Raw genomic sequence first — 23,156 nt, 5'->3', positions numbered from 1 at the left:
TCCATCACTTCTCAGGGACGGGAACATCATGGCAAGCCTCATACCCGCGCTGGGTGCCTGCGCCTCACGCATGACCAGCGGCGAGCGCCGACTCGCCGAGCGGCTTGAACAAAAGCTCGACGACGACTACCTGCTCTGGTACGACGTCCCGATCGGCCCCAAGCAGACTTACCCTGACTTTGTGCTGCTGCACCCACGCCGGGGCCTGCTGATTCTGGAAACCAAAGACTGGAAGCTGGAGACCATCCTGCGTGCCGACCGCCAGTCCTGGGACATCCTGGCCAACGGTCAGCCCAAGGTGGTCATCAACCCGCTGGCGCAGGCGCGGCACTGCGCCATCCAGGTGGTGAACGCGCTGGAGCGCGACCCGCAACTGGTGCAACCGGACGGTGAACACCAAGGCAAGCTGTCGTTTCCCTGGGGCCATGGCGTGGTGTTGACACGCATCACGCGCAAGCAGTTCGACGATGCCGGGCTGGCCGAGGCCATCGCGCCGCATCACGTGATCTGCTCGGACGAAATGTATGAAGCGGTGGAAGCCGAAAGCTTTCAGCAGCGGCTGTGGAACATGTTTCCCCACGCCTTTGGCAAAGTCATGAGCCTGCCGCAGCTCGACCGGGTGCGCTGGATCATGTTCCCCGAGGTGCGCGTGCAAACGCAGGGCGCATTGTTTGACGACAGCGACAGCCAGGCCGAACTGCCCGGCATCATGCGTGTGATGGACCTGCAGCAGGAGCAATTGGCGCGCTCCCTGGGCAACGGCCACCGCGTGATTCATGGCGTGGCGGGTTCGGGCAAAACCATGATCCTGGGCTACCGCGCCGAGTACCTGGCCCGGGCCAGCACGGCCAGCACCAAACCCGTCTTGATCCTGTGCTTTAACGAGCCACTGGCCGTCAAGCTGGCCAGTGTGATGGAAGCCAAAGGCCTGACCAGCAGCGTGCATGTGCGGCATTTTCATAAATGGTGCCGTGACCAACTGGTGGCGTTTGGTCAGACCCTGCCCGACTATCACATGCCGGTGGCCGAGAAGATGGTGGAGATGGTGCAACGCGTCATCCACGGCGTGGAGCGCCAGCAAATTCCCAGCGGCCAATACCAGGCGGTGCTGATCGACGAAGGCCACGACTTTGCGCCCGAATGGCTCAAACTGGTGACGCAAATGGTGGACCCCGCCACCAACAGCTTGCTGGTGCTGTTTGATGATGCGCAGAGCCTGTACGAGCGCAGCCGCAGCAAGCAGTTCAGCTTCAAGAGCGTGGGCATCGCCGCGCAAGGCCGCACCACGATCCTGAAAATCAACTACCGCAACACCCAGCAGATTTTGCAGACCGCCAGCCTGATCGCCGCCGACCTGCTGACGGCCGACGACAAGGACGACGACGGCATCCCGCTGCTGCACCCCATCAGTTGCGGGCGTGACGGCGAGGCGCCACTATTCATCCGCCTGCCCAGCTTGCGCGAAGAAGCCTATGCGATTGCAGACCACCTGAACGCCGCACACCAGGAGGGCCACGCCTGGGGCGACATGGCCATCCTGTGCCGCGACTGGAACACCATGGACCTGTGCGCCGCCGCCCTGCGCCAGCGCCAGTTGCCGCACCATGTACGCAAAAAAGCGGGCGACTTCAAACCCGGCAGCGACAGCATCCAGATCATGACCATGCATGTCAGCAAAGGCCTTGAGTTTCCCGTGGTGGCCCTGCCCGGCGTCGGGCACATGCCTGCCGAGGGTGAGGACGAGGCGGATGCTGCGCGGGTGTTTTATGTGGCGGCGACGCGGGCGACGCATCGGTTAATGATTGGGGTGGGTGGGGATGGGGGGTTTGGGCGCAGGCTTGGATACACTGCCAGTAGTCCACAGTCATTCACCAACACGCAAGAGCTTTCGGGGAGCCCACATTGAGCCAGGAAGGACAGCTACTCGACAAAAAGTCATTGCGTGCCGTGTTGGGAAAAACCGCCAACTGGAGCGAACTGGCAAAAGACTGCATCGCGTTCGCCAACGCCCTTGGCGAAATTCACCCTAAACAGGTCAAGCGCACCCTGGAGGAACTGACGGCCAAAGGCGACGTGCGTTTTGAAGGCGACAAACGCTGGCGGCGCTACTGGGTGGTGCAGCGATGATGTCTATCGGACAAAACGCGCTGATATCGCACTATGTTGGGCGATACGGTTTGGGTGATAGTGGCAAATCCCTTTATGGATCAACGACTTCTATCAACCGCTGGCGGTTGATAAGGGTGATAGCCATGAAGGTCAGCAATGGCTTGGAGCTCCCCGTGGTGGCGCTGCCCGGCGTGGGGCACATGCCCGCCAAGGGGGAAGACGAGCTGGACGCTGCGCGGGTGTTTTATGTGGCGGCGACGCGGGCGACGCATAGGTTGGTGATTGGGATGGGGGTTTGGGCGCAGGCTTGGATCATGACCTTTATTTGTCGTGATATTTGTCACAAAAACCCTTGCGCGCCACTTTAAGTGGCGCGATACTGTCTACCTTCCACCAAAACCCCGAGCACATGCCGCGAGTCACCCCTCAATTCGAGCTTAATCAACTGGTTGCGCTGATTGCTGCGCAACCCGATGGCCTGGGGATAAATGCGATCCAGTCGCAGAGCAACAGCTTGCCGCGTCGCACCCTTCAACGCCGATTAGCCTTGTTGGTCGAGCAAGGCCGAATTCAGATGTTGGGCGAGGCGCGGGCTGTGCGGTACTTGCGTGTGCTGCAGAACATTGAGGCCGCCTCATCCAGCCAGCAAGGTCAAACGACGCAGGCTTTTGCTGAGGTTTACGTGCCAACGTCGCCGCAAGGTGAAGAGATCAAAGCCTACGTGCGCCAACCGCGTGCGATGCGCCCACCAGTGGGCTACAGATTAACGTTTCTGGAGCAGTACCACCCCAATCACACAGCCTATCTGCCGCAAGGCTTGCGGGATCAGTTGCACGCCATGGGCAGAGCGCGCGCGCAGCAGTCGCCCGCTGGCACCTTTGCGCGTGACATCCTCAACCGCTTGCTGATTGACCTGTCTTGGGCCTCTTCGCAACTGGAAGGCAACACCTATAGCCGGCTCGACACCGAGCGGCTCATCGAGTTCGGCCAGGCCGCCGAAGGCAAGGACGCGCTGGAAACCCAGATGATCCTGAACCACAAGCAGGCCATTGAATACCTGGTGCTCGACCCCGCCCACGCCCAAGTCACGCCCGATTGCATCGTCGCGCTGCATGCATTTTTGTCGGATGGCTTGATGGCCGACCCCACAGCGGTGGGCCGCCTGCGCTGCCGGGCGGTAGAGATTGGCGGCAGTGTGTATTTGCCTGTCGCCCTGCCGCAGCGGCTGGAGGAACTGTTTGGCATCGTCATCCAGATGGCGGCGGAAATTGACGACCCCTTCGAGCAGGCTTTTTTTCTGATGGTGCATTTGCCCTACCTGCAGCCGTTTGAGGATGTAAACAAACGCACCTCAAGGCTGGCGGCCAACATACCGCTCATTCGCCATAACTTGTGCCCGCTGTCCTTCATCGACGTGCCGCAACAGGCTTACGTGGATGCCATGATCGGCGTGTACGAACTCAATCGCATTGAGCTTCTGCGTGACGTTTTCGTCTGGGCCTACGAGCGCTCATGCCAGCAATACGTGGCGGTCAAGCAGAACCTGGTGCCGCCCGACATTTTTCGTCTACGTTATCGCCAGGCCTTAAGTGACGTGGTGGCGGCCATCGTTCAAAACGACGAGGCCGCGACTATTGCCACCGTGAATGCCAGGCTGCCGTCCATGGTCGCCGCGACCGACCAGGCCCATTTCACCCAATTGGTGTTGCAAGAGTTCGCCGCCTTGCACCCTGGGAATGCGGTGCGGTTTGGCATCAGGCCTTTGGTGTTTGCTGGGTGGAAGGAAAGGCATGGTGGGACATGAGTGAATTAGTACCCAACGCACTGCACGCCGAGCTGACCCGCCTGTATTGGTCGGTCGAGCAGTGGCTGGGTTGTGTCGACACTGTCGACAAAATTGAGCTGGATCCACATGGTGGCCATCGTTGCTCTCAAAAACTCGCAGGTCCGCCGGGTGAGAAAGCGCCCATTGGCCTCATCCTGTGCGCCGAATCCAGCCGCGAACAAGTGGAGTTGCTGCAAAGGCACAAAGACGGCATCATCGTGGCCGAATACTGGACCGAACTGCCACCCAAAGCGGAGCTGCAGCAAAAGCTGCATGCCGCCCTAATTGAGGCGTGCGAACGCTTGGCAAGACGCGGGGTGTTGTTGGAGGGCTTGGATGATGCGTGATGACGTGAGGGTCAGCAAAGGCCTGGGGTTCCCCGTGGTGGCGCTGCGCGGCGTGGGGCACATGCCTGCCGAGGGCGAGGATGAGATGGAAGCGGCGCGGGTGTTTTATGTGGCGGCGACCAGGGCTACGCAGAGGTTGGTGGGCATGGGACGCCTCCGCAACTTAAGACAAGCAGGGGAATGCGGTCCGAGCAACCGCTCGTAAATTTAAACATCAAATTGGAAAAGTAAATGGCAAAGCCAGACTTTGGTGGTGCACGTGGCTCCTCTGCGGGCGACGATTTTCACGAATGGTGGGCGTTACGGCACGCCCTGCCACTTCTAACTGGCATGAATGACCTCGTGGCATTGACCGTCGAGGGTTTACTTGCAATCGACGAAACGGGTGCACCTGCAGATGCATGGCTGGGAGTAGATTGCGCGCAGTACTTCGGAGGGCGTCAGCTCTCCAAAGCAACAAAGGTGGTGGTCGAGCAGTTGAAGTATTCATCCGCGAATCCTGACTCGCCGTGGACTCTTGCCCGCTTACAGGCTGCGACTAACAACAAAAAGAACAACTCCGTCATTGCTCGATTGGCTAGCGCTTATGTGGGGTTGGCGGATAAGCGACCAGATTTAGTCGCATCAAACAATATTTCAATTCGGCTGGTCAGCAATCAGCCCATTGCTGCAGAGGTTGCCGAAGCTATTGCTGATGTAAAGGGAAAGAACTACGGCGCACTACAAAAGGCGGCCAAACTTGAACCGGCACAATTCTCATCCTTTCTTCTTGCCTTTGATTTCTCGATGTGTGGTGCGAAATCGCGGTTTGCACATGAGGAACGCTGTGTTGCCGAAATTGCCAATGTTGTTGCAACTGGAGCGCTAAGCTTAGCGTCGGAGCTCAAGGAACGAGTGCACAAACTCATGCTTCCTGAGGGCCGCGGCAGCGTAATTTCTAGAGAGACTCTTCTGAGTTGGCTGGGTGTCGCACATCCAGATGCGCTTTTCCCATGCCCCCCGCAAATTCGACACGTTGAAGCGGCCATACCACGCCAAGTCGCCGTCGACGTGTTGAAGGAGATGATTTCAGGTAGTCAGAAGCTGTGCCTGCACGGACCGGGGGGGTGTGGGAAAACCACAACCATTCAACAAATCCAACTCGGGTTGCCGCAGGGTTCCACCATGGTGATCTTTGATTGCTATGGTGCCGGGCGATATCAGGAACCTGATGCATACAGGCATAGAGCGAAAGATGCATACCTTCAAATAATCAACGAACTTGCTAGCAAGCTTCAAACTCCGCTATTTATCAATCGAACTGGTACTGATGACTACGTCCGTGAATTGAAGCAACGTTTAGAGCTCGCCGCCACGACGGTTGCAGCCCACGATACTGGAGCTTTGCTTGTCATTGTTGTTGACGCTGCGGACAACTCTGTTGAGGGCGCCCGCCAGTGCGCACCCCCTGAAGTTTCCTTTGTGCATGAGTTCATGAAAATTGGTGGATTGCCAGCCAACGTTCGTGTGTTGGTCACTGCACGCTCTAGCCGGCTAGCCGATCTTGCAATGCCGGATAGCTTCATCCAGAAAGACATTTCGGCCTTCACGCTAGATGAGACTACGCAGTTTTCGTTGGCTAGGTTTAGCGCCGCCACCGACCAGTGGATTCAAGATTTTCATCACTTCTCGCATGGCATACCGCGTGTGCAGGATTACGCATTCCAATATGCAGCAACGCAGCCAGAGAACGCACTTAGCTTCCTTCTGCCCAACGGAAAAGGTTTGGATGATATTTTCAGAGACCGTCTCCGCGAGGCGTTACTTCGTGATGGGAGCCAGAAGTTATTAGGCAATCTGTGCGCAGCTTTAATTGGGCTACCCAGACCAATTCCGGTCCATGATTTGGCATGTGTAATCGATATTAAAAAGGCGCGGCTCATTGACATTTGTGGGGAAATGTCACCGGGGATGCGGGTAGCAGATGATGCCGTAACCTTTGCAGATGAAGACTTTGAAAGCTTTGTTCGGGACGAAGGACGCGAACAACTGCATTCGACTATCGTAAAGATAGCGAAGCATTTCAAAGCAGAGCATGAAGAGAATCCATACGCGGCTACCCATCTGGCAAGCGCACTATTCGCCGCCGGTCGCGGTACCGAGATAGTGGAAATAATTGGAAGTGGGGTTGAGCCAGTAGCAATTGCCGATATGGTTCTTCGTCGTGAGGCTCATCATTCGCGTCTACGGATCGCAATGAAGGTCTGCCGTGCGTCCGGTGACGCAGCGAATGCTCTGCTGATACTGCTAATTGGCGCTGAAGCATTGAAAATTGACAAGGCAGTTCAGGAGACGTTAACAGATCACCCAGATCTTGCCGCACCTTTCGCGCGTCAGACTGTGGATCGAACCATCCTGTATGAATCATCACAACAAGTGCACCATGGCCCTGCGCTCATGCATCTGTTGGCTGTCGACTCGCGCAAGGGCGACGGTATATCGGTCCGCGAAAAGCGAAGGCAGTTGCGCGAATGGCACCGTCGTCGAACCGAAGATTCTCGTGAGCAATCAAATCAAGGGTTGCATCCACACGCCTGGGAAATTAAAGGTCGCGATATAGCCGCAGTTGCTGAAGGCATTTTGCGCACAGACGGGCCAACTGCGGCAATTCAATTTACTCTCAGTTGGACCCCGCGCTCAGTTGGCTTCGAGGTCGCATTTGTGCTTAGTCGCCAACTCATAGCTCGTGGAGACACTTCGTTGCTCGAGCGATGCGTAGCTGATTCTGCAATGCCCAAGTCTTGGCAGTGCTTGCTATTGGTACCACTGGTATTGTCAGGGCGGGTAGTCGACATCGACGCGCTTGCACTTTCACTCTCGAGTCGAGCTGTCACGGTTGCCATTGGATCTGAAAGTACAGTCTACTCAGCGTTCGATAAGCCTGGTCGGTCACTTGCTGAACTGGTTTTGACCGGCTGCGAGATCGTCGTCGCCCGGTCAAAAAACGTTGCCCCAATTGTCCGGATCCTAGAGCGGTTTTTGAAGGATGAGCTTCGGGATCCGAGCCGTTCATACCATTTGGAGAGACCTCAGGGTGATTTAGCCCTTCGTGCTTTCGCGCTCTGCGAATGTCTAAATGGGCGTGTCGCAACAGTTGATTCGTATTTGATAGCGACCGAGGTGGATACGAGCCTCACAGGAAAGGAGAAGAATAAAGCTGCGAATTTGGTACGCGAAAACCACGATAAATCAACTGCATTGATCAAAGATCGTCTTGCCATTTACAACGCAAGAGCGCGGGCCTTGCTTGGATTGTTTCCTGCCACTGAGCTGACATCTAACCTAGCTCCTCTCATCTCTAGATTTGTGGGAGAGAGCTGGCGTAGACGGTCTTATGAACATGCGGGTATGGCTGTCCAGGTTGCATATTCCATGTCTGCACTCAGGTGCCTTACTGCGGCCGCACCAGTGGACGTAATGCTGCTTGTGAAGACGGTTTTTAAAAGTTGGGATGCGCCGTTTAGCCAGAACTTTGAGGCTCTAATGACAGAGCTCGCTCTTAGTCACGCGCTGCATGACACAATCATCGAAATAATCAATGCTTGGGCATCTGCCGCTGCGGTTGCCAAAACCGCTTCTAGTGAAAAGATCAGCTTTTTGATGGGACTTGCGCGTGTTCTAGGATCTATCAGCTCAGATGACGGGCAGGCAATATTCAATATCGCATTAAAAGTCGCAGATGAGGTCGATGGCGATGCCATGCACGAAATCGCTGTACTAGAACCACTTGCTAAGAGGGGCGTATCAGCGATGGACGAAGTGCTCCGGCGTAAGCTGGCGACACGGGTTCACTTTGTTGTTGATGAGGTTCATCAGCGGCTTCTCGGTTACGACCACTTTCCGTGGGCGTCGGTCGCACGAACCCTGTCAACATTGAGTACGCCACTTGCACTGGCCGCTGTAGGTTGTTGGGATGATGAGGCTGTGGTGGATCAGAACACTCTTCTACCCGTGGTTATTAAAGCGGCTCTTCTGTCGGGCGACATCACTGCAGCGCAAGCCATGGCGCTTACCTACCTTGACGATACGTGCGATGCCTTAACACTGGAACTAATATCTTCCCACGCACAGGCAGTCATTCGCACATACTTATCTGAGGAAATCGCTAGGAACGAGCTGTTGCGGTTTGCGTTGGATGGGAGACCAGCCACAGTTGCAGCGGTTGAATCATTGCTTAATGGCGGTAACAAAGGACCATGGGCATCGCGATTGGTTGAAGTCAGCGATTTCACTTCTGCCTTTGGCAAAGAACCAGCGGTACCGGATTCATCATCATGGAAAGAGGCCTCCGCGCAACGTGCCATTGCATTCGAAGGCCTTCTCGCATTTACAGAGTGCGCATCACTCACGGATTCGGCAGCGATAGACGCGTTTATCGACGCCACGAAACTGAAGGCAGATTCACTTGGTGTGCAATTCAGCGCATCAATCCTACTCAGTGGAATGGCACGCCAAGTGATCCGTGCAGACCGACTGGCATTTCTTAAGGCATTGTGTAATCTTCAATCTGAAGAAGTATCAACATATGACTGGCGCGCCGCAGTATTAGGAACTTTGAAGTCATGGTTGCCCACCTCACTTGCGATACAGGAATGGTTCCGTACGGACTTCAAGCAGCTAGTAGTCTCAGAGTTCCACGTGTTTGGCCGGTACTTGTCCGAAGATGGATCAGATTTAGAGTGGATTTTGCAGACCTTGGCGCTTTCGGATGCTGAGGTTACCGAGCTACTTCTCGCTGGCATTGAAAATAACTCTGATTCCCTTAGCCCCCAAGGAATCTACTCCTTCATTGGCTATGCTGCCAAATTTGTGAAGCCTACAGAAGCTGCGCAGGTTCTTGACCGTTTCACGTTGCGGTTACAAGGGCGCTTTCTGGATACGACAGAAGTGCGCTCAGAGCGCGTCGACGACGAACCAGTAGACACGCCTGAGGCTGTCGCACGATTGCTATACGGTTTTCTTGGTGATATCGATCTCCGAATGCGTTGGCGCGCGGCGCATGGTGTTCGTTGCTTGGCGCGTCTACAGGATTCAGACACCCTTGGCCACGTCGTCAATCGGTACGACAAGCACACAGAGCCGCATTTCAAAGACCCGAAAGCCCCGTTCTATTGGTGTGCCGCTCGAATGTGGTTGATCCTGACGTTGGAACGAATCAGTTCGGAAACACCCGATCAAGTTGTGCCACACGCAAAGTGGTTGCTTGGTGTTGCGACCGACGATGCATTTCCTCACTTGCTTCTGCGAATGTCTGCGAAGAACGCACTAAACAATATTGCATGTATTGAGCCTGGTCGGTTAACTAAGGCTGAGCTAGAGCAGGTGCAAGACATTGGCCAGTCCATATTTGCCAGAGTTGCCGAGCCAAATCAGAAAGTGGCGCGGGCTAGAGATCAACCCGAGGGAAAACACAAGTTCCGCTTTGATCCCATGGACACTATTCCCTATTGGTTCACACGCGGAGTGGAGGTTTTCTCGGGCCTCTCAATGAAAACGTTTCAGCATGAAGCGGCGCGTTGGATAGTTGACATGTGGCATGTCCAAACCGACGCCGAAGGATCGGTTGGTGAGCCACGACAGGATCGCTTTCGTAATAGCAACTACAGCCTTTCGGACAATCGACACGGGTCGCTGCCGACGGTTGAGCGATATCGTAGTCACTTGGAGTGGCATGCAATGTGGTGCGCTGCTGGTTCTTTGATGAAGCAATACCCACTGATCGCATGTAACGATGACACTTGGGGAACCCTAGAGGGTTGGTTGGACCGAAATAGTATTGAAAAGCCTGAGCAGTGGCTTTCAGATATTCGCCAATGCAAACCTCTGGAGAGGCAGTTCTGGGCGCCGCCCGTTGATTGGCTGAATGAGCCATCAGAGGGTTTTGACGACAAAGATTTTTTAGAAGTCCTCAACCTTTCTTCAGATGCTTCAATTGCAGTCGATGTGCGTTTCAGCATTCACACCCAAAAGACCAATTTCACGGCCAGACTGTCATCTGCGCTCGTTTCCCCAGTAACTGCCAGCGCGCTAGCACGAGCGCTTCAGACAGCGGATGATTCATGGGATTACCACATTCCAAATGCTGGTCATGATTTGGAGATACACGTGACCCAATTCCGTTTGAAGGGCTGGCTTGATGCATTGGAGGGCGACCTACGTTTGGACGAATGCGACACCTCTAGAAACGATATCCGCCGAATTGAATGTGCGCCGGCCAAGTCCGTTTTTCCGGGGCTGAGGCAAATTGTTTCCAGCCTATCGCAGCCAATTTGGCTGAACGAGGAGAAGCGAGAGCTTTTCTCCTATCAGACGTGGGGCGACACTCCTAGCGATAAGCGGGAAAGGCATCAGTACTATTCTTCGGATTTACGGTCTGACGGATGGCAGTTATCCATGGATCGGGTATCCATGGCTAGCTTTCTCGTTCAATCCGATATGGACTTGATTGTGCAAATAGAGATAGAGCATGAAAAATCAAAAGACGACACCTATAGATATGACGAGAACACCGAAGAGAAAACGCGGTTCACGAAAATCCTTGTCCTCCGACAATGCGGACGTATTGAATCAGCCGATCAACATCTTGGCTCTTGGATCACATCTGACAGATGAGCTGGGTTTTTCCGAGCTAAACGACACATTGGGGCGCTGGATGGCGCACTATCTGGCAGAGCTAATCGACAAGGCATCCAATGCGCCGGAAGGCCCTATCAGGGACGCAGCTCAAGCCAAGGTTGCTACTGAAATTTTGGCGATCTGGGCGCATCGTTCTGCTTTGCCAGGTAACTCTTATCCTTTGGCGCGATACAAAGACATCATCGCGGGCATGCAGCTCTTGGCTCCTGGGGGATCGCCTTGGGAGCGGCCTGCCAGCGGGTCTCGAACAGCCCAGGCTGGCGAGGCTTACGAGCAGCTTCGACAATTGTCAATTGCATGTCTTTTTGCGGATCATTTTGCCGAAATCCAGAATGTTGATCCGGTGGTGTTGGAACATCTGGATCCAGAGGAAGGAAAACTCTTCGAGTTTTTCAATAGTTGGGCTACGTCGGTCAATTCGCAACGCCACACCCTCTACGACCAAAGTGTGGTTTTAAGCGAATCGTCGTCCTCTACTAAAGCGCCCACGCCAAACGAATTGCTAGAAGCGACTGTTGATCTCGCTATAGCCTGCTTGCAGAAGTTAAAAATGGATTTGGGCCGAGCAAGTGTGGGCCAATGACACTGGCACTACCGCGCCGTGGATGCGTTTGTGGATTCCGGCATGGCAACGCAGCAGATCGGCAGCGCTGAAAACCACGAGCTCAACCGCGTGGCCTACATCAAGGCGCTGCGCACGCAGTTGCAGTTGACCGAGGTGTATGGCGTGAGCGATACCGTCACCACCGATGCGGGTGACACCGTGCCGCTGTTTCAGGCGCTGCTGTCGCTGGAGTTGATGAACGTGTTTTACCAGCGCGATTTTCTGGAAACCTACGTCAAACATTTGCGCAGCACAGGCAACTGGGCTATGGCGTTGAGCATGCTGGCCTTCAATGGCTTGCGGGATGGCAGCCAAAATCGGTTCCCGCTTACATGGTCCAGCCGTAATGACAAGATCGCCATGATGGTGGGCTGGACGGTTACCGCTGAGCACCCGCAAGGCAACCCGCGCCATGCGGCGGCGATTGTTGACTTCTGGACCAGTGACTGGAGCAAGTTGGCCGCTCAATTACAGGGCGGTGCGCCGGGCTTGAAGCCTGATTTGTTCGAGCGCCCGATTCTCAAAATGGGCCAGACGCTCGTGCAATTGCCCTGGGTGGTGGGCCTGCAAAACAACAGCACGGCGGCCATCAACAACCTGCGGCGCTTGGGTGCGCGGCGCAATGAAGCGCGCACCGAGACCCAGCGCATAGAAACCCGGCTGGGGGCCATGCTGGAAAAGCGGGGTTTCAAGGTCGTGCTGAACTGGCACCCGCCGGTGGGGCCAGATGGCAACGCCGGTGAAGTGGACGTGATCTGCTCGCGTGATGGTGTCATCTTGGTGCTGGAAGTGAAGTCCACTTATTTGCGCCGCTCGCAACAAGACGCCTGGCAGCACGAGACCACCACATTGCGCAAGGCGGGCCAGCAACTGCAGCGCAAGGTGACTGCCGTGCAACTGGCGCTGGCCAGTGCGCCTGAATTGGCGCCACTACTGGGGCTGGAGACTGGTGTGCCTGCTACCCAGATATCCGGCTGGATTGTGGACACCAGCATCGAATGCGACCACCAGCGGTTTGGCGGCTTTCTGAAAATATCTTTGGAAGAACTGCTGGTTGCGCTGCGCGATGACCGCCATTTGCTGCATGACCCGAGCGGCATGTTTGCGCCGAACGCGCCAACGGCCCATGCAGAGCCACAGAGCCTTTATCCAGAGGGGTTTAGCGCTGGGCGAATGCTTGAGGTGGTGGAGACGCAGGCGGTGTGGCGGGATATTTGATGTTTCGTTTGCACCTGACCGCTAAAACAGTCCTGCCTGATTTGGATTATCAGTAGGCAGGTAGATCAGGCTGATCAGCAGCCATTGGTGGGGAAAGCGGCGAATTCCCCGCCCATTTCTGCGACGGCCAATTGGTCAGACAGTGTCTGGCCAATTCTTTGGGCGCGCAGTATTCCGATTGGTCATCACCAGCCACGCAGAATTTACGCTTGGAAATTAAGCGGCCAATTTAAAGTGAAGCCTTGCCTAATTTCAAATTCAAAGCTTGGCCGCATCAGCCTCAGCCTCCGGCCAAAGTTGCGGAAAGAGAAAGCGCAAGGCGTGCTGCGGCAGACCAAAGCGCACCTTGCCTTGCGGCGAGTCTGACTTGAGCAGTCCGCGCTTGACCAGCGCCCCCAACGCGTCAGTGGCGCCCCGGTCGCTCATGCCCAGCATGGACTTGAATTCGCCGCGCGCAATGTCTTCGCCACTCAGAAACAGGTAGTGCAGCCCGCGCAGCGCCTCCTGGCGCACGCCTTGTTTGACTACCGTGCTCTCAAACACCAGACAGGCCTCAATGCGGGCTTTGATGGTTTCAAAGTCCAGCATGCCCGCCATGAAGCGGACCTGGTCCAGGCAGGTGTCAAGCACATAGTCAATCCAGGCGATCAAGGCCTGTTCGCTCAGATTGCCGCGCCCGTCCAGGTCACCCCGGCGCAGGCTGTCGGCATCGGCCAGCAAGGCATAGTAGCGTTCGGTGCTGCGGGCAAAGCCACGCAGTGGCGACCACAGGCCACCGGTGTAACCCAGGGCGCTGAGCAGGGTGTGGGTGTGCAGCCGCATGACGCGCCCGTTGCCGTCCACAAAGGGGTGAACCCAAGCCAGGCGCTGGTGGGCAGCGGCCATGGCCACCAACGCAGCCTCGCCGCGCCGCACCCCACCGTAATAAGTAGCCCAACGCGTCAGAAAGTCAGGGACGCTGGCGTGGCTTGGGGCAATGTGCTGGCCCACCTGAACATCGCGCTGGCGCAACGCGCCGGGCGCTATGGGTTGGCCTTCTGGCGTCAATAAATCAGCGGGCGGCAGCTGGCTGAACAGCTCATGGTGCAAGTCTTGCACCGCTGCCACCGAGTACAGCGCGCGCGCACCGTCCGCCCCGGCATAGCGCTGCTCCAGCACTTGCTCGGCCTCAATGTGGGCCACCGCGAGGCGTTGTTTGGTGGCCAGCGCCGCGTCTTTGGAGAAGTCTTGCCGCAGGGCCTGGTCGATTTCGTGGGGCCGGGTGTGCTGTCCCTCAATGCGGTTGGTGTAATACGAATTCATGTTGCGCAACAGGCCACGCAGTTCTGATGGCACGCGGGTGCCGGCCAAGGTGGTGGCCAGGCGCGACAGGTCATGCGCTTTGGTCAGCAGGGGCGCCATGCGTGCTTCGGAAGGCAGCAGGGGTTCAAATTGATGGGTGTCGGTATACATGGCTCTATTTTGCCAAGTTTATAACTTTTGTAAATAATTGATTTATATGTTTTTATGGTTATTTTGTCTAACAATTTTGCCAACCTTTATGCCAACTTGTCCCATCTTCCTTAATCATCAAACCGGGCGATCCATTACCATCCCCGGTTCCCATTTCGCCCGTTACCGGGCCCCCACGGAGAATTTATGTTCAGTCATGTGATGCTTGGTACCAATGACCTTGAGGTCTCGAAGAAGTTTTACGACGCGGTGCTCGGCACGCTGGGCATTGGCCCGGGGGTGGCCAACAAAAGCCGTTATTTTTACCGCAGCCCCACCGGCTTGTTTGCCATCACCACGCCGGTCAATGGCGAACCCGCGACCCACGGCAATGGCAGCACCATCGGGTTTAACGCGGCGTCCGCAGAGCAGGTGGACGCCTTCCACGCTGCCGGCGTAGCCAACGGCGGCATCACCTGTGAAGACCCGCCGGGGTTTCGCGAAGGCGGGGCGGTCAAGCTCTACCTGGCGTACCTGCGCGACCCCGACGGCAACAAGCTTTGCGCCTTGTACCGGCCGGCCAAATAGACAAAGGCGCACCTTCCCGGAAACCATGACCCACGCAGTTTCCCGCTTGCGCACGGCCCGCCTGGCGCGCGCCGTCAAGCCGTTTCGCGCCCGCGGCGGCCCAAGCGAGCGCTGCCCCGGTTGCCGGGTGATGCACAGCCACTGCCTGTGCGCCTTGCGCCCCGATGTGCCGACGCGCGCTGGCATGTGCCTGCTGATGGCCGACATCGAGCCGCTCAAGCCCAGCAACACCGGCTGGCTGATTGCCGATGTGGTGGCGGACACCTTTGCCTTTGGCTGGGCCCGCACTTCAGTGGACCCGGCGTTGCTGGTGCTGTTGGCCGACCCGCAATGGCAGCCCTATGTGGTGTTTCCGGGGGAGTTTGTAAGCCCTGAGCGAATGGTCACCGCGCTGCTGCCCGACGTTGCCGCCCATGGGCAGCCGGCCAAACGCCCGCTGTTTGTGCTGCTGGACGCCACCTGGAGCGAGGCCGGCAAGATGTTTCGCAAGAGCCCTTACCTGAACCAGTTTCCGGTGCTGAGCCTGCACCCGGAGCAGATCTCCAACTACCGCCTGCGCCGCTCCAGCCGCACGGACCACTTTTGCACGTCCGAAGTGGGCGCCCTGTGCCTGGCCCTGGCCGGCGAGCCCCACGCGGCCGAGGTGCTGGACGCTTACCTGGAGGTGTTTACCCACCACTACCTGCAGGCCAAAAACCAGCAGCCGCTGGACCGGGAAGATGCGGCGCACCTGCGTTTGCGGGACTTGGGTTTGGTGAAACAGGCCGCAGGGTGACAATCGGCCCCAACACACAGAGAGCACCCCATGACCCAAGACCAGAACCCACCCAACGAATTAAATACGCCTGCGCTGTGCGATGCCTGCGCCGGCATCCAGCGCAACTGGCGCCGCGCCCCCGGCCATGCCGAGCTGATGCAGGGCGTCAACCGCAAGGAGCCGCGCCGCCACGGCGCGGTCACCGTCACCCGCTACGTGTGTGAGCGTTGCGCGGCGGTCTGGGACTATGAGAACGACAAAAACAACACCCACGCGGGTTGGTCCCTGCTGGGCCACCTGGACCCCGCCAGCTGAGCTTGCCGACGTGAGTGCCAGGCTGGACCTTGACGCCAAAGCCATCAGCCTGATGGTGGTGTTGTGCGCCATTTGGGGCCTGCAACAAGTGGTGCTGAAGGCCACGGCAGATGACATTGCCCCCATCATGCAAATCGGACTGCGCTCTGGCGTGGCCGCGCTGCTGGTGGGGCTGGTCATGTGGTGGCGCAAGGAGCCCATGAATCTGCGCGACGGCACGCTGCGCCCGGGCGTGGCGGTGGCGCTGCTGTTTGGCGTGGAGTTTTTACTGGTGGCCGAGGGCCTGCGCCATACCAGCGCCTCGCACATGGTGGTGTTTTTGTACACCGCACCCATGTTTGCTGCGCTGGGCCTGCACTGGAAACTGCCCGCCGAGCGGCTGGGCGCGGTGCAGTGGCTGGGCATTGTGCTGGCCTTTGGCGGCATTGCCTATGCCTTTTTGGGGCGCAGCACCGCGTCCAGCGCCTTGCCGGGCAACGCGCTATGGGGTGACTTTCTGGGGCTGCTGGGCGGTGTGGCCTGGGCGGCCACCACCGTGGTGGTGCGCTGCTCCAGTTTGTCCAGGGCGCCCGCCACGCAGACCCTGCTGTACCAGCTGATCGGTGCCTTCGTGCTGCTGCTGGCCGGCGCCTTCCTGACCGGCCAGGCCCGCTTCAACCCCACGCCGCAGGTCTGGGCCAGCCTGGCGTTTCACTCGGTGGTGGTGTCGTTTGCCAGTTTTCTGATGTGGTTCTGGCTGTTGCGCCATTACCTGGCGTCGCCGCTGGGGGTGTTTTCATTCCTGACACCGCTGTTCGGCATTGTGTTTGGCGCCTGGCTGCTGTCGGAACCGATCGAGCCAAGTTTTTTACTCGGGGCCATTCCGGTGCTGGTCGGCATTGTGCTGGTGAGCGGCGGCGGCTGGCTGATGCAACAGTGGGCCCGCAAGCTGCGCGCCAATGAAACAGTGAAGAGTTAGTCAAGCGAAAAAATCATTTACGCAGGGCCCTCATTTCGCCATAATCTGACGACATTGCCATGTCGCCCCCACCGCAAAAGAGGTCGACTGACGCCACCTAGGGGACCATCATGGGGCTCAAACGCGCGAACCGGCTGCACTTTCAGATCAGATTGCACCCACTACCGGTAGCAATCGTTTTGGCGCTGTCGCTCACGCACGGCGCCCTGGCCCAGCAAGAAGCACCGGCCGAACCCCAGTTCTCCATCAACAACTTTGAGGTGTCCGGCAACAGCCTGCTGGCACCGACCCAGGTGGACGCGCGTCTGGCCGGTTTTGTGGGGGAGCAGCGCCGCTTTGCCGACATCGAGGCCGCGCGGCGCGCCCTCGAAGCCATGTACCTGCAGGCCGGCTACAGCACGGTGCAAGTGACATTGCCAGAGCAGGAAATCAGCTCGGGCGTGATCCGCCTGGTGGTGCGCGAGATGAAGCTCGGCAGCATCACGCTGCTCTCCGCCAATCACCATGACCTGGACAACGTCAAGGCCAGCCTGCCCGGCCTGGTGGAAGGCCAGGTGCCCAACACGGTCGCCGTGGCCGAGTCGCTGCGCCTGGCCAACGACAACCCCAGCAAGCAGACCCAGTTGCTGTTCAAGCCCGACCCGGCCAACAACCGGGTTGACGCCACACTGCGGCTCGAAGATGAAAAGCCCTGGAAAGGCTTTCTGAGCTTGGACAACACCGGCAGCCGCGATACCGGCCAAACCCGCCTGAGCGTGGGCTACCAGCATGCCAACCTGTTCAACCGCGACCATGTGCTCACGCTGCAGTACATCACTTCGGTTGAAAAACCGCAGAACGTGAGCATTTATGGCCTGGGCTACCGCTGGCCGTTGTATGACCGCGCCGATGCCATCGACGTCTATGCGGGTTACTCGGACGTCGACTCGGGCACGGTGGCTGGCCTGTTCAACGTCAGCGGCAAGGGCACCATTGTGGGCGCGCGTTACACCCACCCCTTCATCCGGACCAGCGACATCGAGCACAAGCTGGCCGCAGGCCTGGACTACCGCGCCTACGAGAACAACATCGACCTCAGCGGCACGGCACTGGGCAGCGACGTCACCGTTCACCCCTTCAGCCTGACCTGGAGCAGCCTCTGGAAAAACGACAGCACCCAGCTGAACGGCTACGCCACCTGGCTGCACAACCTGCCCGGTGGCAGCAAGGGCCGCGACACTGATTTCGCCGTAGCCCGCTCCGGCGCGGATGCAAGCTACCAACTGCTGCGCCTGGGTGGCAACGCCAGTCGGCAGTTTGCCGGCGACTGGCAGTGGCGCTGGGCGCTGGATGCGCAATACGCCCAGGAGCCGCTGGTGCCGGGCGAACAGTTTGGCCTGGGCGGACAGGACTCGGTGCGTGGCTTTGACGAGCGCGCCATCAGCGGTGACCGCGGCTGGCGCACCGGCCTGGAAATCTTTACCCCCGAGCTGGGCGGAAAAACCGGCATCGACGGCGCACGCTTGCGCTTCTCGGCCTTTGTCGAAGGTGGCCAGGTGCAGCGTCTGCAGGCCCTGCCCGGTGAAACCAGCCTTGAGGGCGTGACCAGCGTCGGTTTCGGCATGCGCTTTGGCATCGCCAAATCATTGAGTATTCGTCTGGACTACGGCCATGTCATCAACGGCGGTGGTGGCCAGAACAAGGGGTCCGACCGGCTGCACGGCAGCGTCGCCTACGTCTTTTAAGCAGGAGTTCAGCATGAACGCCAACACCTTCCGTTTGATCTTCAGCAAGCGCCTGGGCATGTGCGTGCCGGTGTCTGAACAGCACAGTGCGCAGGGCAAAGTTGCCTCCGAAAAGATCGCCGAACGGGTGCTTGGCTCCCTTGCGTTCAGCCTCACCCTGCTTTGTGCCACGCCCGCCCTGGCCTTGCCGGTCGCGCCCACGGTGGCTCATGGCAGCGCCAGCTTCAGCCAGAGCGGCAGCACGCTGACCGTGACCAACACGCCCAACGCCATCATCAACTGGGGCAGCTTCTCCATCGGCCAGAACGAGCTCACCCAATTCGTCCAGCAAAGCAGCGCCAGCGCGGTGCTGAACCGCGTCACGGGCCAAAGCCCGAGCCAGATCCTGGGCCAGCTGCAGTCCAATGGCCGGGTTTTCCTGATCAACCCCAACGGCATCGTTTTTGGCCAGGGGGCACGCATCGACACGGCCGGCTTGATTGCCTCCACGCTCAACCTCAGCGACGCCGACTTTCTGACCGGCAAACTCAAATTCAGCGGCACAGGCAGCGAAGCCAAGGTGGACAACCAGGGCACCATCAGCACCGCCCAGGGTGGCTTCGTTTACCTGATTGCGCCCCATGTGGAGAACAGCGGCCTCATCAACGCCCCCAACGGCGACGTGTTGCTGGCGGCCGGTCACAGCGTGGAAATTGCCGACGGCCTGAACCCGGCGCTGCGCGTGCTGCTGACCGCGCCGGAAGGCAGCGTCGTGAACCTCGGCCAGGTGCTGGCGGAGTCCGGGCGCATTGGCTTGCATGGCAGCATGGTGGCCAACTCGGGGACGGTGAGCGCATCGAGCGCCGTGGTGGAAGGCGGGAAGATTTATTTGCGGGCGACAGAAAAAATTGAGCTAACCGAGACCTCAAAGCTCAGCGCCGATGGGACGGTAGGCGGGGAGATCACCGCGATTACCCAGAAGGATGGGCAGATCACCGGGGAGCTGGTTGCACGCGGTGAGATCAGCGCGCAGGGCAGTGGCGCAGTTGGTAGCGGCGGATTCGTTGAAACGTCGGCGGCGAAGGTCATGATCGATGATGAATTCAAAGTTGCAACCCGTGGGGGCCATTGGTTGATTGACCCCAGTGACTTCACCATAGCAGCCTCCGGTGGAAACATCACAGGTGCCACGCTCAGCAATAGTTTAAACAACGCAACAAGTGGCGGCGTGACCATCTTCTCGAGCAGCGGCACAGCAAACGGCAGCGGCGACATCAACGTCAACGACGCAGTGAGTTGGAGCGCAAACACACTCACACTGACCGCCGCCCGCGATATCAACATCAATGCCGTCATGACGGCAACCGGCAGTGCCGGACTCACGATGAACACCGCCACCAGCAACAGCGGCGACACTGGCGTGTCTGGCGGCACGGTCCGGGTTGGCTTTAACCCGGATGGCAGCTTCAAGGGGCGGGTGGACATGGCAAGTGGCACCGAACTGACAATCAACGACCTTTCTTACACGCTCATCAACGACCTGACTGCCTTGCAGAACATGGCGAATAGCCTCGGCGGCAACTTTGCGCTGGGTAGCAACATCGATGCCTCCGCCACCTCTAGCTGGAACAGTGGAGCGGGGTTTATTCCGATCGGCAACGTCAACACTTCCTTCACCGGCACCCTGGACGGCTTGGGGCACACCATCAGCGGGCTCACCATCAATCGCCCAACGACAGACTACGTGGGGCTCTTTGGCTACACAGATGGTGCCAGTTTGCGTAATGTCGGGCTTGTCAGCGCAACAGTTACTGGCGATAAATATGTGGGTGGATTGGTGGGCGGGACGCTCAACATCACCGTTAACAACAGCTATGCGGATGTCACGCTGACCGGCCGGAGGTTTCTGGGCGGCCTGATCGGCAACATAAACTGGGAAAGTTCGATCAAGAGCTTGGTGAGCCATACCCACGCCACAGGAACCATCACGGCAGGGGCAGGCGGAACAGCTGACGAAGTCGGCGGCTTGATCGGCAGCGTCTACAGCGGTTCGACCGTCAACAATACCGTTATTTCCGACTCGTATTCAAGTGTCTCCATATCCGGCGGTGCCTCCAGCAGAAATATCGGCGGCCTGGTGGGCTCCTTGGGGGATTACAGCTCAATATCTGGCAGCTATGCGACTGGAACTATTTCTCTCGGTGATGGTAGTTACTTAACAGGTGGGCTGGTTGGGTATCGCGACCAATATGCAGACATCTCAACCAGTTATGCCAGCAGTACCATTACCAGCGGCGCCAGCAGCAGTGATATCGGTGGGTTGATTGGTTCATCAGATTTGGGTGGCTCCGTCAGCCAAAGCTATGCCTCGGGCAGCATTACGGTTGGCAACAACAGCCATGACATAGGTGGCCTGATTGGCTGGAACAATGGCAGGGGCGTGTCTGATGTCTATGCCACGACGGCGGTAACCACCGGTACCGCAAGCTATGATGTCGGCGGCCTAGTCGGGGAAAACGGCGGCGCCATTACGCGGGCTTATTCGTCAGGCAAAGTAACTGCCGGCGCTGGTTCAACAACGGTAGGGGGACTGGTCGGCATCCTTTACACAGCGTCAGATGGCAGCGTAATCAACAGCTACTGGAACACCGAAACCAGTGGCTTAAGTACCAGCGACGGCGGTGTGGGCCTCACCACTGCCCAGATGAAGGTTTCCACCAACTTCTCCGGCTGGGATTTCTCTACTGTCTGGAACATTGATCCGAACGTTTCCTATCCATATCTCCGCAATCCCGAGCAGATACCCCATCCTCCTTTAACCACGTGCAGCATCTGCAGTTGGGACGGTGGTGGCGGCAGCAACTATTTATGGAGTCTGCCAGCCAACTGGACCGGCAACCTGCTACCAACGACGGCAAGTACCGTCACCATCGGCAGCGGTTTCGGCACGATCCTGTTCGACATCACCAGTCTGAGTCTTACCGCGCTGACCGCCAGCAGCGCCCTCACTATTCAAAGCGGCAAGACGTTGACCCTGACAGGCAGCGCGACATTCAATGCGCTCGTCAGCGGTAGCGGCACGCTCGAGATTGCTGGCGCGGCGGTGAATACCACTGCCAGCGCGATCAATGTCGCCAATCTCCTGCTCAGTTCCGGCAGCCTGGCGCTCAACGGCGGCAACGTCACCGGCAACCTGACACTCAATGGCGGTACCCTGAAGGGCACTGGCACCATCACCGGTAATGTCACCGTGGGCGCGGCAACCCTGGCGCCGGGCGCCTCGCCGGGCACGCTCAACATCACGGGCAATCTGACGCTGTCACCAACGAGTACGACCCTCATTGAACTGTGGGGTACGACGGCGGGCTTGTTCGACGTCATCAACGTCTCAGGTATTGCCAGCCTGGCCGGCGCCCTGAACGCAACCACGGGTAACGGCTACGTGCCAGGCGTCGGCCACGCCCTGCGTTTCATGACCTTTGCCAGCAAAACGGGGAGTTTTGGTTCAATGTCGCTGCCGTCAGGCATGAGCCTGAGTGCCTTGGCCACTGCGCTTGATCTTCTGGGTCCGCTCGCGACAACGGCCCTGCCACCCAATGTGAGCAGCACGGTCAATCAGGTCAACAATTCGCTGACCCTGGGCGCCGTGAGCTACGAAACACCGCTGCTGTACCTCGCCGGCCAAAGCAGCCCCACGGCATCGAGCAGTGGCACGCTGACGCAAACGGCCGAAATCGTGTTGCCTGATCTCATGCCGCAGGCGCCATCCGCCGGCGACAGTGGCGATGATGCAAACAATGCATCCGCTGTGGCCGGCCTGACCCCGATGTTTGACCAGCTTGTTCGTGACGCCCGTTTTAAGGACACCCCCCATGACAGCCGCCTCATCTGCCGCTAAGGCGGCCCTGGCCCTCGTTCTGTGGGCCTCTGTTCATCTTGCTTGGGCCGCCGGTGAGGCGGGCACCGTGGAGCGCCTGCTGGGCACTGTGTCTGCGCAAACGGCAGACGGCAAGCTGCGCATCATTTCCCAGGGGTCCAAATTCTGGCCTGGTGAAATTATTCTGACCGAAGCCGACAGCGCGGCCAACCTCCGGTTTGCTGACGGTGCCAAGCTGGCCTTGCGCGCCAACAGCCGCCTGGTGGTGGAGCGCTATGACTACAGTTTCCTCAAGCCTGAAGACGACAACATCGCCATGCGGCTCCTGAAAGGCGGCATGCGCTCGGTGACGGGCGCGGTGGGCAAACGCAGCCCAACCAGCTACAAAAACCAGACGCTGGTGGCCACAGTCGGCATACGGGGAACCGACTACGCGCTGCTGATGTGCGTGGAAGGCGACGGCGCCTGCACGCAGCTGAAACTGCCTGCAACTTTGAAAACGTCCGACGGCCAGTCGCCGCCGGGCTTGTACCTGTCGGTATTCGAGGGGGTCATCAGCGCCACCAACAATGCCGGCAGCAAAGACTATGCAACCGGAAACCATGGCTATGTGCGGGACATCAATACCCTGCCCATCGAGCTTGACGAGTCACCCGGGCTGACCACGGAATTCCTGGGATTCCATGGCATCTTCGACTTGAACAACCCGTGGGATGCCAATCCGCAGGCGTGTCTGGTGAAGTAGCACA

The 23,156-nt window shown here is 58.3% G+C and carries 16 protein-coding genes and 1 pseudogene; 16 read left to right on the top strand and 1 reads right to left on the bottom strand.

From position 1 onward, the window contains the following. The first annotated feature begins 28 nt into the window (after positions 1-28). The 9 genes and pseudogenes from Q7U49_RS08075 (at position 29) to Q7U49_RS08035 (ending at position 12,778) form a co-directional block, all read left to right on the top strand. The gene (locus Q7U49_RS08075; protein ID WP_304763676.1) at positions 29-1,906 is read left to right on the top strand and encodes a DEAD/DEAH box helicase; all 1,878 of its coding nucleotides are present in this window, start codon (positions 29-31) and stop codon (positions 1,904-1,906) included. Further along, positions 1,903-2,127 carry a hypothetical protein gene (locus Q7U49_RS08070; RefSeq protein ID WP_304763675.1) on the top strand — a complete coding sequence of 75 codons (225 nt, stop codon included), beginning with the start codon at positions 1,903-1,905 and terminating at the stop codon, positions 2,125-2,127. Before Q7U49_RS08075 ends, Q7U49_RS08070 begins: the two co-directional genes overlap by 4 nt. After that, positions 2,124-2,477, top strand: a complete 354-nt coding sequence (locus tag Q7U49_RS08065) for a 3'-5' exonuclease (protein WP_304763674.1) — start codon at positions 2,124-2,126, stop codon at positions 2,475-2,477. Before Q7U49_RS08070 ends, Q7U49_RS08065 begins: the two co-directional genes overlap by 4 nt. 41 nt (positions 2,478-2,518) lie before the next feature. Then, positions 2,519-3,913, top strand: coding sequence for a Fic family protein (locus Q7U49_RS08060; RefSeq protein WP_304763673.1), 1,395 nt, complete (start codon positions 2,519-2,521; stop codon positions 3,911-3,913). Continuing rightward, complete coding sequence (locus Q7U49_RS08055) at positions 3,910-4,281, top strand: hypothetical protein (RefSeq protein WP_304763672.1); 372 nt, start codon at positions 3,910-3,912, stop codon at positions 4,279-4,281. Before Q7U49_RS08060 ends, Q7U49_RS08055 begins: the two co-directional genes overlap by 4 nt. 4 nt (positions 4,282-4,285) lie before the next feature. Then, a pseudogene (locus Q7U49_RS08050) lies at positions 4,286-4,486 on the top strand (3'-5' exonuclease); the annotation flags it as partial. 26 nt (positions 4,487-4,512) lie between these two features. Then, positions 4,513-10,932 carry a hypothetical protein gene (locus Q7U49_RS08045; RefSeq protein ID WP_304763670.1) on the top strand — a complete coding sequence of 2,140 codons (6,420 nt, stop codon included), beginning with the start codon at positions 4,513-4,515 and terminating at the stop codon, positions 10,930-10,932. Continuing rightward, positions 10,859-11,539 carry a hypothetical protein gene (locus tag Q7U49_RS08040; RefSeq protein WP_304763669.1) on the top strand — a complete coding sequence of 227 codons (681 nt, stop codon included), beginning with the start codon at positions 10,859-10,861 and terminating at the stop codon, positions 11,537-11,539. Before Q7U49_RS08045 ends, Q7U49_RS08040 begins: the two co-directional genes overlap by 74 nt. Positions 11,540-11,581: 42 nt before the next feature. Continuing rightward, the gene (locus Q7U49_RS08035; RefSeq protein ID WP_304763668.1) at positions 11,582-12,778 is read left to right on the top strand and encodes a hypothetical protein; all 1,197 of its coding nucleotides are present in this window, start codon (positions 11,582-11,584) and stop codon (positions 12,776-12,778) included. A 258-nt stretch (positions 12,779-13,036) separates the two neighbouring features. Here Q7U49_RS08035 and Q7U49_RS08030 read toward each other — a convergent pair whose 3' ends face one another. Beyond that, positions 13,037-14,230, bottom strand: coding sequence for a Fic family protein (locus tag Q7U49_RS08030; RefSeq protein ID WP_304763667.1), 1,194 nt, complete (start codon positions 14,228-14,230; stop codon positions 13,037-13,039). 186 nt (positions 14,231-14,416) lie between these two features. Here Q7U49_RS08030 and Q7U49_RS08025 point away from each other — a divergent pair, with 186 nt between their 5' ends. The 7 genes from Q7U49_RS08025 to Q7U49_RS07995 all read left to right on the top strand — a co-directional run bounded on the left by Q7U49_RS08025 (position 14,417) and on the right by Q7U49_RS07995 (position 23,152). Next, positions 14,417-14,797, top strand: coding sequence for a VOC family protein (locus Q7U49_RS08025; RefSeq protein ID WP_304763666.1), 381 nt, complete (start codon positions 14,417-14,419; stop codon positions 14,795-14,797). 25 nt (positions 14,798-14,822) lie between these two features. Then, the gene (locus tag Q7U49_RS08020) at positions 14,823-15,572 is read left to right on the top strand and encodes a tRNA-uridine aminocarboxypropyltransferase (protein WP_304763665.1); all 750 of its coding nucleotides are present in this window, start codon (positions 14,823-14,825) and stop codon (positions 15,570-15,572) included. Between the two features lie 30 nt (positions 15,573-15,602). Beyond that, on the top strand, positions 15,603-15,869 hold the full coding sequence (locus Q7U49_RS08015) for a hypothetical protein (protein WP_304763664.1): 267 nt from the start codon (positions 15,603-15,605) through the stop codon (positions 15,867-15,869). Positions 15,870-15,879: 10 nt separating this feature from the next. Beyond that, positions 15,880-16,827 (top strand): DMT family transporter, encoded by a 948-nt coding sequence (locus tag Q7U49_RS08010; protein ID WP_304763663.1) that lies wholly within the window; start codon positions 15,880-15,882, stop codon positions 16,825-16,827. Positions 16,828-16,937: 110 nt separating this feature from the next. Beyond that, the gene (locus tag Q7U49_RS08005) at positions 16,938-18,551 is read left to right on the top strand and encodes a ShlB/FhaC/HecB family hemolysin secretion/activation protein (RefSeq protein WP_304763662.1); all 1,614 of its coding nucleotides are present in this window, start codon (positions 16,938-16,940) and stop codon (positions 18,549-18,551) included. A 13-nt stretch (positions 18,552-18,564) separates the two neighbouring features. After that, on the top strand, positions 18,565-22,428 hold the full coding sequence (locus Q7U49_RS08000) for a filamentous hemagglutinin N-terminal domain-containing protein (RefSeq protein WP_304763661.1): 3,864 nt from the start codon (positions 18,565-18,567) through the stop codon (positions 22,426-22,428). Then, positions 22,403-23,152: a FecR domain-containing protein gene (locus tag Q7U49_RS07995; RefSeq protein ID WP_304763660.1), complete on the top strand. Its 750-nt coding sequence runs from the start codon at positions 22,403-22,405 to the stop codon at positions 23,150-23,152. The genes Q7U49_RS08000 and Q7U49_RS07995 overlap by 26 nt, the downstream gene beginning before the upstream one ends. Positions 23,153-23,156: the final 4 nt, after the last annotated feature.

The sequence above is a fragment of the Rhodoferax sp. genome, from assembly GCF_030653815.1.
Lineage (GTDB): Bacteria > Pseudomonadota > Gammaproteobacteria > Burkholderiales > Burkholderiaceae_C > Rhodoferax.
Note: the sequence above shows the minus strand (reverse complement) of the source record. Positions and strands in the feature narration are given on the sequence as shown.